A 12,858-nucleotide genomic window follows, 5' to 3' on the forward strand; every position below is an offset into this window, starting at 1 on the left:
TGCGCCCGTTGCGGCCGCCCCGGTCGCTCCGGTTGCGGCGGCTCCGGCTGCCGCTCCTGCGGCAACATCGCCGGCCGCCGGCGCTGGCGATCTTCTTCTGAAGGTGCGGATCACCAAAGTGTCCGACAAGGACGCCGCGTCGCTGCTCGAAGAAATGGGCAACCTCGGTACCGTCAAGGCCAGCGAACGCGCCGACGGCGTCCTGACAGTGTGGGTGGACAGCACCTGCACCCCGGACGACATCGAGGCCGTGTGCTGCTTCATCGTCGACGGCGACCAATTGAACATCAGCCGCGAAGCGGCCCCGGCAGCCGAAGTGGCGTCGGCGGCGGCGGAACCGGTCGCCGAAGTGGCGTCAGCTGCCGCAGCGCCCGCCCCGGTGGCGGCGCCCGTGGCTTCGGTGCCGGGTGTCGCGGAATCGGCGGCTGCCGCCGAGGCGATCACCCAGGCCGCCGCCCGCGCATCGCGCCCGGCGGCGCCGGCGCATGCCGACAAGGAATCCACGTCGATCCGCGTGGGCGTGGAAAAAGTCGACCAGGTCATCAACCTGGTGGGCGAACTGGTTATTACGCAAGCCATGCTGGCGCAGACGGCGTCGACGCTGGACCCGGTCCTGCACGACCGCCTGCTCAATGGCATGGAACAGCTGGAACGCAACGCCCGCGACCTGCAGGAAGCGGTGATGTCGATCCGCATGATGCCGATGGACTACGTGTTCAGCCGCTTCCCTCGACTGGTGCGCGACATTGCCAGCAAGATGGGAAAGCAGATCGAACTGCAGACCTACGGCCGCGCGACCGAGCTGGACAAGAGCCTGATCGAACGCATCATCGATCCGCTGACGCACCTGGTGCGCAACAGCCTGGACCATGGCATCGAGACGCCCGAAAAGCGTATCGCGGCCGGCAAGGATCCGGTGGGCCAACTGGTGTTGTCCGCCCAGCATAACGGCGGCAACATCGTCATCGAAGTCAGCGACGACGGTGGTGGCCTGAGCCGGGACAAGATCCTGAAGAAGGCCATGGCCCAAGGCCTGCCGGTCAATGAAAACTCGCCGGACGATGAAATCTGGCAATTGATCTTCGCGCCGGGTTTCTCGACTGCGGAAAAGGTCACGGACATCTCCGGCCGCGGCGTGGGCATGGACGTGGTGCGTCGGAACATCCAGGACATGGGTGGCCACGTGCAGTTGTCGTGCGAGCCGGGCAACGGCACCACGACGCGCATCGTGTTGCCGCTGACGCTGGCCATCCTGGATGGCATGTCGGTGCGCGTGGGCGAAGAAACTTTCATCCTGCCGCTGAACCACGTGACGGAATCGCTGCAGCCGACCAACGACCAGATCTATTCGGTGGCTGGCAACGAGCGCGTGATGCACGTGCGCGGCGAGTACCTGCCGCTGGTCGAAATGCACCGTGTGTTCTCGGTGGCCGGGGCCCAGACGGATCCCACGCAGGCCATCGCCGTCATCATGCAGGCCGAAGACCGCCGTTTCGCGCTGCTGGTCGATCACCTGATCGGGCAGCACCAGGTCGTGGTCAAGAACCTTGAGTCGAACTACCGCAAGGTCCCCGGCATCTCCGCCGCCACCATCCTGGGCGATGGCAGCGTAGCGCTGATTGTCGACGTATTTGCGCTTGCGCGCGCCAACCGTGAACGTTGGTCGCAGCCCGAAGCCATTTTGAATTGATGGAGCACTAAAAAATCATGGCAGCCAAACCGCAAGCGCAATCCGCGCGCAACGAAGATGTCGGCAGCGAATTCCTGGTCTTCACGCTGGGCGATGAAGAGTACGGCATCGACATCCTGAAAGTGCAGGAAATCCGCGGCTACGACGCCGACACGGTGACCCGCATCGCCAACGTCCCTTCGTTCATCAAGGGCGTGACGAACCTGCGCGGCATCATCGTCCCGATCGTCGACCTTCGCATCAAGTTCAACCTGACCCGGGTCGAATACAACGAGCAGACCGTTGTGATCATCCTGAACCTGGATCGCCGCGTGGTGGGTATCGTGGTCGACGGCGTGTCCGACGTGTTGATGTTGAACGCCGGCCAGATCCGTCCGGCGCCGGAATTCGGCGCGACGTTGTCCACGGAATACCTGACCGGCCTGGGCACGGTGGATGAGCGCATGCTCATCCTGGTGGATATCGAAAAGATGATGACCAGCGATGAAATGGCGCTGGTGGAGAAGGCCGCTTCCTGATCGGAAACCGGCCGGAATGCGGGGTAGAGGCGCCATATTGAATCCGATGTGGCGCTTTCCTTTAACGATTGCAGTCAAGGGATGGTTCTTGTGATGCGCAAGTTTTTCGCGAACATGACGATACGCAGCAGCCTGTTGTGGGTGCTGGCGTTCTTCTCATTCATGTTGGTGATCGGGGCGGCGCTTGGCGTGCTGTCCCTGCGCATCAGCAACGGGACCCTGGCCGAAATCAAGCAAGCGCAGGAACTGGACGACGCGGTGGGCCGCGTCGTGTCCAGCTACAAGGATTCCATGAACGGCCTGGGCCGTGCGGCGACTGCCAATTACGCGGATATCGTCAACAGCGTGGGCCAGGCGGCCTTGCTGACGCAAGGCCTGTCCTCGGAGGCCACGGGCCTCTTGGAGCGTGCCAAGGCGGCCATGAACAAAGGCCAGGCGGAATTCGAGTACTACAAGACCCTGCCGCAGCCCGCGGAGGCGTCCGAAGCGCTGAAGGAAATCGAGGCGTCCTATGGCGCGCTGGTGCAGCAAGGCCTGACGCCCCTGGTCGCCGCCTTGGAGAAGGCCGACATGCCGGCCTACCAGAAGCAGGTGCAGACGGTGCAGGATGCGCTGGAAGGCCGCTTCGCCCGCGCCGTCGAAGGCTTCGATTTCTGGCGCGCCAGCAAGATGCTGGACGCGCATGAGGTGGCGCAGGTGCGCTACCAGTTCGTGCTGATCGCCGTCGGCGCAGGCGGCGTCATCGCCGCGCTGCTGGTGTTCGCAACCTATGTCTTCCTGCGCCGCCGCGTGCTGCAGCCGCTGAAGGAAGCCGGCCATCATTTCGACCGCATCGCTGGCGGCGACCTGACCGCTCGCGTGGACGTGCGCAACACCAACGAGATCGGCCAGCTGTTCGCGGCGCTCAAGCGCATGCAGGAAAGCCTGACGCGCACGGTGTCGACAGTGCGCCGCGGCGTGGACGAGATCAACGTGGGCTCGCATGAAATCGCGGCTGGCAATACCGACCTGTCCAGCCGCACGGAACAACAAGCAGCGTCACTGGAAGAAACCGCGGCGTCGATGGAGCAATTGGCGTCCACGGTGAAGCAGAACGCGGACAATGCGCGCCAGGCGAATCAGTTGGCGGCCAGCGCGTCGGACGTCGCTGAGCGCGGTGGCTCGGCCGTGGCGGAAGTGGTGAACACCATGCACGGTATTTCGGCCAGTTCGCGCAAGATCTCGGAAATCGTGTCGGTCATTGACGGCATTGCGTTCCAGACGAACATCCTGGCGCTGAACGCGGCGGTGGAAGCCGCGCGGGCGGGCGAGCAGGGCAAGGGCTTTGCGGTGGTGGCGGGGGAAGTGCGCTCGCTGGCGCAGCGCAGCGCGCAGGCGGCCAAGGAAATCAAGGGCCTGATCGAAGACTCGGTTACGACGGTGGGCGCGGGTTCGCAGCAGGTGGAGCGCGCGGGCGCGACGATGCAAGAGATCGTGGCGTCGGTCAAGCGTGTGACGGACATCATGGGCGAGATCTCGGCGGCCTCCGAAGAGCAATCAAGCGGCATCGACCAGGTGAACCGCGCGGTGTCGCAGATGGACGAAGTGACGCAGCAGAACGCGGCGCTGGTGGAAGAAGCCGCGGCCGCCGCCGGGTCGCTGCAAGAGCAGGCCCAGCGGCTGGCGGAAGCGGTCGCGGTATTCAAGATCAATGCGGGCGAAGTGATTGAAGTGCCGGCGCACCGCCTGTCGTCCGCGCGTTCGTCCGATGACGATTCCCGCTTGCAAGCGCCCGACGCGTTTGCGCTCGGGCACCGAGGAGCGTAGTGGCAACCGCAGCAACTTCGGCGCCGTCCATTCCGGTGGACCGCCAATTCGATTTCCGCGACGCGGACTTTTCGCGCGTGCGCAAGATGATCCATGCGCGCGCCGGCATTTCGCTGGGCGCGCATAAGCGCGAGATGGTCTACAGCCGTCTGGCGCGGCGCCTGCGCGCCCTGGGCCGCCAGGATTTTGGCAGCTATCTGGACCAGCTTGAGAACCAGCCCGACGCGGCCGAGTGGGAAGACTTCGTCAACGCGCTCACGACCAATCTGACGGCGTTCTTCCGCGAATCGCACCACTTTCCCATCCTGGCCGATTTCGCACAGAAGCGTGGCGGTCCGGTGTCGGTGTGGTGCTGCGCCGCCTCTACGGGTGAAGAGCCGTATTCCATCGCCATGACGCTGGTCGAAGCCATGGGGCCGCGCGCCAGCGCCTGCACGGTGCTTGCCACCGACATCGACACGAACGTGTTGAACCGGGCGCGGGCGGCGGTGTATCCGGCCGAACGGGTGGCCAAGATGGAAGAGGAGCGCCTGCGCCGATTCTTCCTCAAGGGCCGCGGCGCGAACGCGGGCCAGGTCCGCGTCCGGCCCGAGATCGCGGGCATGGTGCGCTACGAGACCTTGAACCTGTTGGCGCCGTCCTGGGCGATCAACGAAAAGTTCGACGTGATCTTCTGCCGCAACGTCATGATCTATTTCGACAAGCCGACACAGGCGAAGATCCTGGAGCGTTTCGTGCCGCTGCTCAAGCCGGGCGGCCTGCTGTTTGCCGGTCACTCCGAGAACTTCACCTACATCAGCCGGGATTTTCGTCTGCGCGGGCAGACGGTCTACGAATGTGCGAGTAAGGCCTGAACGGGCCGAGGCAGCAAGCAATGAAAAAAATAAGCGTTTTGTGCGTGGACGACTCGGCCCTGGTGCGCGGGCTCATGACGGAGATCATCAATAGCCAGCCGGACATGGAAGTGGTCGCGACCGCGCCGGATCCGCTGGTGGCGCGCGAACTGATCAAGCGCCACAATCCCGATGTGCTGACGCTGGACGTGGAAATGCCCCGCATGGACGGGCTGGATTTCCTGGAAAAGCTGATGCGCCTGCGGCCGATGCCGGTGGTAATGGTGTCGTCGCTGACGGAGCGTGGCGGCGAAATCACGCTGCGCGCGCTGGAACTGGGCGCCATCGATTTCGTTACGAAGCCCAAGCTGGGCATCCGCGACGGCCTGCTCGAATACACGGAACTCATCGCGGACAAGATTCGCGCGGCCTCGCGGGCCAAGCTGCGCGCGCCGACACCGCACGCACCGCAAGCGGCACCCGCGCCCATGCTGCGCCGTCCGCTGGCAAGCTCGGAAAAGCTGGTCATCGTCGGCGCCTCTACGGGCGGCACCGAAGCCATCCGCGAGGTCCTGCAGCCGTTGCCGCCGGATAGCCCGGCGATCCTGATCACGCAACACATGCCCGCCGGCTTCACGCGGTCGTTCGCGCAGCGTCTGGATGCGCTGTGCGCCGTGACGGTGCGCGAAGCGACCCACGGCGACCGGGTGTTGCCCGGCCACGTCTACCTGGCGCCGGGCGGCGACACGCACATGCGGCTGGGCCGCAGCGGCGCCAACTATGTGATCGAGCTTGAAGCCAGCGAACCCGTCAACCGCCACCGCCCGTCGGTGGACGTGTTGTTCAATTCAGCCGCCGTTGCCGCGGGTAAGAACGCCATCGGCGTCATCTTGACCGGCATGGGCAAGGACGGCGCCGCCGGCATGCTGGCGATGCATCGCGCCGGCGCGCACACGATCGCGCAAGATGAAGCCAGCTGCGTGGTGTTCGGCATGCCCCGGGAGGCCATCGCCATTGGCGCCGCGGACGAAGTGGTAGCGCTGTCGGCGATTAGCGAACGCATTCTGACTCGCCTGGGCGACCGGGGACACCGCGTTTGACGCGGATGCATCCACGATCGGTCTCAAGCAAATTTTTTCTGGAGTGAAAGATGGTAGACAAGGGCCTGAAGATTCTGGTGGTGGATGACTTCCCCACGATGCGGCGGATCATCCGCAACCTGCTCAAAGAGCTGGGTTTCGAGAACGTGGACGAGGCCGAGGACGGTGCAATCGGGCTGGAGAAGCTGCGCAACGGCGGCTTCCAGTTCGTCGTGTCCGACTGGAACATGCCCAACCTGGATGGCTTGGAAATGCTTAAGCAGATCCGCGCCGACGCGTCACTGGCATCGTTGCCGGTGCTGATGGTGACGGCCGAAGCCAAGAAGGAAAACATCGTGGCGGCGGCCCAGGCCGGCGCCAACGGGTACGTGGTCAAGCCTTTCACCGCGGCGACGCTGGAAGAAAAGCTCACCAAGATCTTCGAGAAACTTGCCGGCTGAGGTGTGCAATGAGCACAACGCAAAACGTTGAACCCGCCGCCGAGAATCCTGACCTGATTCACCGCATCGCCTCGCTGACCCGCATGTTGCGCGACAGCATGCGCGAGCTGGGCCTGGACCAGGCGATCAAGGACGCGGCCAATGCGATTCCCGATGCCCGCGATCGCCTGCGCTATGTGGCGCAGATGACCGAACAGGCCGCCAACCGCGTGTTGAACGCGACGGAGCAGGCCGGTCCCATCCAGGACGGCATGTCGCGTTCGGCGCAGGCGCTGGATACACGCTGGCAGCAATGGTACGACCAGCCGCTGGAATTGCCGGAAGCACGCGAACTGGTCAAGGACACGCGCGCGTTCCTGGCCGATGTGCCCAAGCAGACGCAGCAGACCCAGTCCAAGCTGATGGAAATCATCATGGCGCAGGATTTCCAGGACCTGACGGGCCAGGTCATCATGCGCATGATGGACGTGGTGGGCGCGATCGAACGCGAGCTGCTGCAAGTGCTGCTGGACAACGTGCCGCAAGAGCGCCGCGACGAGGCCAACAGCCTGCTGAACGGGCCGCAGATCAGCCCGCAGGGCAAGACGGACGTCGTCACCAGCCAGGACCAGGTCGACGACCTGCTGGCCAGCCTGGGCTTCTGACCGCTTTCCCCGCGCCGCCAGGCCTTGCCGCCGGCGGTGCGCGGCGCCCGCGCGTGAATGAACGTATTCCCTAAGGGCGCAAAGACGGCCTGATCGATAGACTTCGGCCATAAGAAAAATCGGGGCCTTGCAGCGAGAGACAGGGCGCGCGCACTGCGCGCCAGGCAACGGATGCCCATAGAAGGCGATCCGGGCCGGCACAAGGAGGTCCATTTTGGCCAGATCCATATTCCGCCTGGGCGGCATGTGGGGGTTGTTGCGCCGCCTCAACCGCGGCGACGCCATGCTGTCGGAGCGCACGCTGCCGATCACCCCCGCCGTTTTTCCGCTGCACCGCTTTCTGGGGCAGATCCGCCGGCGGATCATGACCGTGCGGCAATCCAGCATTGAAATCGCGCTGAACGCGGCCCGCACGCAGTTCCAGGCGGGGCGTTGCTCGCTGCTGGCGCAGGAGCAGGCGCGCGCGGCGGGCGCGCTGGCCGACAGCGGCGCGCAGATCGCGGCCTTGTCCACCTCGACATCCTGCCACGCCCGCGAGATCGCCCAGTTGTCGGGCCAGAATCTGCGCGCGGCCGAAGAGGCCCTGGCCGAGCTATCCGACGTGCGCGCGCGCGTGGACCGCATGACGCGGGAAATGGCCGCGTTCACCGAGGTGGTGGGGCAACTGACCGGCCGAGCGCGCTCGGTGGGCGACATCAGCAAATTGATCAAGGACATCGCCTTGCAGACCCAACTGCTGGCGTTGAACGCGGGCGTCGAGGCGGCCAGGGCCGGAGACGCCGGCCGCGGCTTCGCCGTGGTCGCCACGGAGGTCGGCCGTCTGGCCGAGCGCGTGAACGCCGCCACCAGCGATATCGGCCGGCACACGGCCGAGATGCTGGAGCTGGTGGACACCACGCAGCGGCAGACGGGTACGCTGCGGGATGACGTGGACGCCTCGGGCGCGGTGCTGGACCGGACGTGTTCCGACTTCCAGCGCTTTGTGCGCGACTTCGACAGCATGAACCGGCAGGTGGGCGAAGTGGTGCAAGCGATCGGCGATGTCGACGCCACCAATCACGGCATGAGCCAGGAAGTGGGGCGCATCGCGGCGCTGAGCGCCGACGTGCTGGAGCGCGTCGGCCACATGTCAGGCGAGATCGACCGCATCCGCCGCCAGACCGAGAGCGTGCAGGAGGTGCTGGCCGATATGCGCACCGGCAATACGGCGTTCGATCACCTGTCCGACGCGGTGGACGATTTTCGGGCCGCCGCCGTCCGTTTGCTGGAAGAGGCGCGCCGCCGCGGCGTGGACGTCTTCGACCGCCACTACCAGCGCATTCCAGGCAGCGAACCGGCGCGTTACCACACGCGGTATGACCGGGCGATCGACGAACCCCTGACCCGGCTGCTGGACGACGTGCTGGAGGCGGTGCCGGGCGCGATCTACACCATCCTGGTGGACAGCCGGGGTTACGCGCCCGCGCACAACAGCCGCTTTTCGCACGCGCCGACGGGCGACGCGGCCGTCGATATCGCCCGGGTCCGGCACAAGCGGATTTTTGACGATCCGGTCGGCGCCCGGCTCGCCGCCAATACGGGGTCGATGTTGTTTCAGACCTATTCGCGGGACACGGGTGAAATCGTCAACGACATTTCGATTCCGTTGTATTTGGGGCCGGAGCACTGGGGCGCCGTGCGCATCGGGCTGGACTATGTGCGCTTCCAGGCCGCGCTGGAAGGCGCGCCGCCGCCGCGAGAGGCCGCTACGGCCGGGCGCTGACGGCACTGGCGGGCGCCCCTGGCGGGGCGTCCCCGAAGAGGGCGGCCGGCCGGGCCCGGCCCGCAGCCGGGAATAGCGCCGCTTTCCCCCCGTTTCTTGGCTTATCGGCGAAGGCCGGGGCCTCCTAGAATCTCGGCGGGCAGCTCGTAATCCGAAAATCCGCGAGCCGCAACGACACCGCAGAGCATGGCCGAAGAAAGCGACCTCGAAAAATCCGAAGCCGCCTCTCCCAGGCGCCTGGAAAAGGCGCGCGAGGAGGGGCAGATTGCGCGTTCCCGGGAACTGGGCACGTTCATGATGCTGGCCGCCGGTGTCGCGGTAATCTGGATGGGCGGCGGTTCGCTCTATCAGGGCCTGAGTGGGGTGCTGCGCAACGGCCTGGCGTTCGATCAGCGCATCGTGGCTGACCCCGGCGTGATGGTGGAACTGGCCGTCAGCGGTTTCGGCCACGCCTTGCTGGCCACCTTGCCCGTCTTTGGCGTGCTGGTGGTCGTGGCCGTCCTGTCCAGCGTGCTGCTCGGCGGCATCGTCATTTCGGGCAAGCCGCTGCAGGCGAATTTCTCGAAGCTCAGCTTCTTTTCCGGTCTGAAACGGATGTTCTCGTCGCAGACCGTGGTCGAGCTGATCAAGGCGTTGGCCAAGGCCCTGCTGGTGGGCGGCGTGGCCGTCTGGGTCATCTGGCGCTACCACGACGACATGCTGAGCCTGATGCACGTGGCGCCGTCCGCCGCATTGATCAAGGCGCTGTCGCTGGTGGCCATGTGCTGCGCCTTCATCGTGGCGTCCCTGCTGATCATCGTGATGCTGGACGTGCCGTGGCAGATATGGAGCCACTTGAAGAAGTTGCGCATGTCCAAGGAAGATGTGCGCCAGGAACACAAGGAAAGCGAAGGCGACCCGCACGTGAAGGCGCGCATCCGCCAGCAGCAGCGCCAGGCGGCGCGGCGCCGGATGATGTCGGAAGTGCCGAAGGCGGACGTCGTGGTGACCAACCCGACGCACTACGCCGTGGCGCTGAAGTACGACGAGGACAAGAGCGGTGCGCCACGCGTGGTGGCCAAGGGTACCGGGCTGATCGCGGCGAAGATCCGCGAACTGGCCGCCGAGAATCGCGTCCCCACATTGGAAGCGCCGCCGCTGGCGCGCGCATTGCATCAACACGTCGAACTGGGGCAAGAAATCCCGGGCGAGCTATATACCGCGGTGGCCGAAGTGCTGGCGTGGGTCTTCCAGCTGCGATCGTGGCGCTCGGGATGGGGAGTCGAACCGACGGCCCCGACCCGGCTGGCCGTACCCGCTGCACTGGACCCGCAAGCAAACACCGCAGCACAAGGAGTTTAAGGAATGAGCGCTTTGCTCACCATGTTGAAGAGTAGCGGGGCCGGCCATGCGCGGCTTCTGGCGGGTCCGATCCTGATCGTGATGGTGCTGGGCATGATGGTGCTGCCCCTGCCCACGTTCCTGTTGGACTTGCTGTTCACCTTCAACATCGCGTTGTCCGTGATGATCCTGCTGGTGGCCATGTTCACGCGCAAGCCCCTGGACTTCGCCGCCTTCCCGGCCGTGCTGCTGTTCGCCACGCTGCTGCGCCTGTCGCTGAACGTGGCGTCGACCCGCGTCGTGCTGCTGAACGGCCATACGGGTCCGGACGCGGCGGGCAAGGTGATCGAGGCGTTCGGCCACTTCCTGGTGGGCGGCAACTTCGCCGTCGGGATCATCGTGTTCGTGATCCTGACCATCATTAACTTCATCGTCATCACCAAGGGTGCCGGCCGGATCGCCGAAGTGGGAGCGCGCTTCACCCTGGACGCGATGCCCGGCAAGCAGATGGCGATCGACGCCGATCTGAATGCGGGCCTGATCGGCGAAGACGAGGCCCGCCGCCGTCGCGCCGAGGTCTCGCAGGAGTCGGACTTCTTCGGTTCGATGGACGGCGCCAGCAAGTTCGTGCGCGGCGACGCCATCGCCGGCCTGCTGATCATGGTAATCAACGTCATCGGCGGCCTGATCGTGGGCGTGGCGCAGCACGATATGTCGATGAGCGATTCGGCCCGCGTGTACACGCTGCTGACGATTGGCGACGGCCTGGTCGCGCAGATCCCGGCGCTGGTGATCTCCACCGCCGCGGGCGTGGTCGTATCGCGCGTGTCGACTGACCAGGATATCGGCCAGCAGATCATTAGCCAGCTGTTCTCGAACCCGGCCGTGCTGTTCCTGACGGCCGGCATCATCGGCATCATGGGCCTGATCCCCAACATGCCGCATATCGCCTTCCTGACGCTGGCAGGCGCGCTGGGCTGGGGAGGGTGGATGCTGCACAAGCGGCGGCAGGCGGTGGCGCAGGCCGCCGAGCAGATTCCGCCGCAGGCGGTCACACAGGCGCAGGCCGCGGCTGCCGAGGCGAGTTGGGACGACGTGTCCATGGTGGACCAGTTGGGACTGGAAGTGGGCTACCGGCTGATTCCGCTGGTGGACCACGCCCAGAACGGCGAGCTGCTGCACCGTATCCGCAGCCTGCGCAAGAAGTTCGCGCAGGACGTCGGCTTCTTGCCGCCGGTCGTGCACATCCGCGACAACCTGGAGCTCAAGCCCAACGACTACCGCATCTTGCTGTCGGGCGTGGAAGTCGGGCATGGCGTGGCGATGCCGGGCCAATGGCTGGCCATCGATCCTGGCGGCGTCACCATACAGATCAAGGGCACCCCCACCACCGACCCCGCATTCGGCCTGCCGGCGCTGTGGATCGACGGCGGCCTGCGCGATCAGGCGCAGGTGGCGGGCTACACCGTGGTGGACGCCGGCACGGTGGTGGCGACACACTTGAACCACTTGATGCACCGCCACGGCTCGAACCTGCTGGGCCGCCAGGAAGTGCAGCAACTGCTGGACCGCATCGGCCGTGACGCGCCCAAGCTGGTCGAGGACCTGGTGCCCAAGACGCTGTCGCTGACCGCGCTGCAAAAGGTGCTGCAAGGCCTGCTGTCCGAAGAAGTGCCGATCCGCGATATGCGGACCATCATCGATACGCTGTCCGAGCATGGCCCGCGCCTGGCGGCCCAGGCGGCCGGCGCCGGTGGCCAGCCTGATATCAATGAACTGATCATGTTGACCCGCCGTTCGCTGGGCCGTGCGATCACGCAACAATGGTTCCCGGGCGAGGGGGAGCTGCGGGTCATCGGTCTGGACGTGAAGCTGGAGCGCGTGCTGTCGCAGGCCATGACCACCAGCGGCGGGCTGGAACCCGGCCTGGCCGACACTCTGCTGCGCGAAACGCAGGCGGCTGTCGAGCGCCAGGAATCGCAGGGCAACGCGCCGGTGTTGCTGGTGTCGCCCGTGCTGCGCGCGCCGCTGTCGCGGTTCTTGCGCCATCACCTGCCGCAGTTGGGCGTGTTGTCGAATACTGAAATACCCGATGAGCGCATGGTCCGCGTGACCGCGCTGATCGGCGGGAGCAATGGGCAATGAAGATAAGCCGCTTTTTTGGCGTCAACAGCCGTGAAGTGATGCGCCAGGTGCGCCAGGTGCTGGGGCCGGACGCGCTGATCGTGTCGAACCGCAGCGTGGACGGCGGCGTGGAAGTCCTGGCGACGGTGGAGGGCGCGTTCGACGATGCGGCGTCCGAGACGCCGCAACGGGAAGCCGCTCCGTATTCTCCGCCGGTCACCGAAGCCCGGCCGCAGCCGCAACCGCATTCGCAACCGCAACCGCAACCGCATTCGCAACCGCCGGCAAGCTCGCCGTTCGGCGCGCCGGCGCCGGCCGAGCGGCCGTATGCCGCTCCCGCCTTCATGCCGCAACCGGGCTATAGCGCGCCGTCGCGGTCGATCGCGGCCTACCAGTCCGCCTATGCCTCGTCGGCATTGCCGGAGGAAGACGCGTCGGCTGAAGACGTCGCTGGGGCCTCGGCCAAGCCGGCTGCCCCCTATCCGGCGGCGCTGCAGCCAGCGTCGCCCCTGCCGGCGACGGCGGCGACCCGGGTCGAACTGCCGTCGTTGCCGCCGGCCCGCCCGGCGGTGTCAACGGCCCCGGCATCTGTTGCCATGCCGATGGTTCCGCCCGTCGCCG

At 65.9% G+C, this 12,858-nt stretch carries 10 protein-coding genes and 1 pseudogene; all 11 read left to right on the forward strand.

What is annotated here, in order from left to right:
• The coding region (cheA, locus tag HG262_RS29815) for a chemotaxis protein CheA (protein ID WP_169274435.1) at positions 1-1,690 on the forward strand (1,690 nt) is incomplete at its 5' end.
• Between the two features lie 17 nt (positions 1,691-1,707).
• The gene (cheW, locus tag HG262_RS29820; RefSeq protein ID WP_169274436.1) at positions 1,708-2,208 is read left to right on the forward strand and encodes a chemotaxis protein CheW; all 501 of its coding nucleotides are present in this window, start codon (positions 1,708-1,710) and stop codon (positions 2,206-2,208) included.
• 93 nt (positions 2,209-2,301) lie between these two features.
• Positions 2,302-4,014, forward strand: coding sequence for a methyl-accepting chemotaxis protein (locus tag HG262_RS29825; protein WP_169274437.1), 1,713 nt, complete (start codon positions 2,302-2,304; stop codon positions 4,012-4,014).
• The gene (locus HG262_RS29830) at positions 4,014-4,868 is read left to right on the forward strand and encodes a CheR family methyltransferase (RefSeq protein ID WP_169274438.1); all 855 of its coding nucleotides are present in this window, start codon (positions 4,014-4,016) and stop codon (positions 4,866-4,868) included. Before HG262_RS29825 ends, HG262_RS29830 begins: the two co-directional genes overlap by 1 nt.
• 20 nt (positions 4,869-4,888) lie before the next feature.
• A complete protein-coding gene (locus tag HG262_RS29835; protein WP_169274439.1) occupies positions 4,889-5,947 on the forward strand; it encodes a chemotaxis response regulator protein-glutamate methylesterase in 1,059 nt (352 codons plus the stop codon).
• A gap of 50 nt (positions 5,948-5,997) precedes the next feature.
• Positions 5,998-6,387 carry a chemotaxis response regulator CheY gene (gene cheY / locus HG262_RS29840; protein ID WP_169274440.1) on the forward strand — a complete coding sequence of 130 codons (390 nt, stop codon included), beginning with the start codon at positions 5,998-6,000 and terminating at the stop codon, positions 6,385-6,387.
• An 8-nt stretch (positions 6,388-6,395) separates the two neighbouring features.
• A complete protein-coding gene (gene cheZ / locus HG262_RS29845; RefSeq protein WP_169274441.1) occupies positions 6,396-7,031 on the forward strand; it encodes a protein phosphatase CheZ in 636 nt (211 codons plus the stop codon).
• Positions 7,032-7,275: 244 nt separating this feature from the next.
• The gene (locus HG262_RS29850; protein ID WP_169274444.1) at positions 7,276-8,793 is read left to right on the forward strand and encodes a methyl-accepting chemotaxis protein; all 1,518 of its coding nucleotides are present in this window, start codon (positions 7,276-7,278) and stop codon (positions 8,791-8,793) included.
• Positions 8,794-8,979: 186 nt separating this feature from the next.
• A complete protein-coding gene (gene flhB / locus HG262_RS29855; protein ID WP_169274442.1) occupies positions 8,980-10,134 on the forward strand; it encodes a flagellar biosynthesis protein FlhB in 1,155 nt (384 codons plus the stop codon).
• A 3-nt stretch (positions 10,135-10,137) separates the two neighbouring features.
• Entirely contained in the window at positions 10,138-12,258 is a 2,121-nt protein-coding gene (gene flhA / locus HG262_RS29860) for a flagellar biosynthesis protein FlhA (protein WP_169274443.1), read from the forward strand.
• Positions 12,255-12,858, forward strand: a pseudogene (locus HG262_RS29865) (flagellar biosynthesis protein FlhF); the annotation flags it as partial. The gene flhA and the pseudogene HG262_RS29865, both read left to right, overlap by 4 nt.

Source organism: Achromobacter sp. Bel, from assembly GCF_012928505.1.
Taxonomy (GTDB): domain Bacteria; phylum Pseudomonadota; class Gammaproteobacteria; order Burkholderiales; family Burkholderiaceae_B; genus Achromobacter.

Bases quoted from the DNA above. Each gene is read 5' to 3' on its own strand.
- cheW (WP_169274436.1), top strand. From the start codon at position 1,708: ATGGCAGCCAAACCGCAAGCGCAATCCGCGCGCAACGAAGATGTCGGC.
- HG262_RS29825 (WP_169274437.1), top strand. From the start codon at position 2,302: ATGCGCAAGTTTTTCGCGAACATGACGATACGCAGCAGCCTGTTGTGG.
- HG262_RS29835 (WP_169274439.1), top strand. From the start codon at position 4,889: ATGAAAAAAATAAGCGTTTTGTGCGTGGACGACTCGGCCCTGGTGCGC.
- cheY (WP_169274440.1), top strand. From the start codon at position 5,998: ATGGTAGACAAGGGCCTGAAGATTCTGGTGGTGGATGACTTCCCCACG.
- cheZ (WP_169274441.1), top strand. From the start codon at position 6,396: ATGAGCACAACGCAAAACGTTGAACCCGCCGCCGAGAATCCTGACCTG.
- HG262_RS29850 (WP_169274444.1), top strand. From the start codon at position 7,276: ATGTGGGGGTTGTTGCGCCGCCTCAACCGCGGCGACGCCATGCTGTCG.
- flhB (WP_169274442.1), top strand. From the start codon at position 8,980: ATGGCCGAAGAAAGCGACCTCGAAAAATCCGAAGCCGCCTCTCCCAGG.
- flhA (WP_169274443.1), top strand. From the start codon at position 10,138: ATGAGCGCTTTGCTCACCATGTTGAAGAGTAGCGGGGCCGGCCATGCG.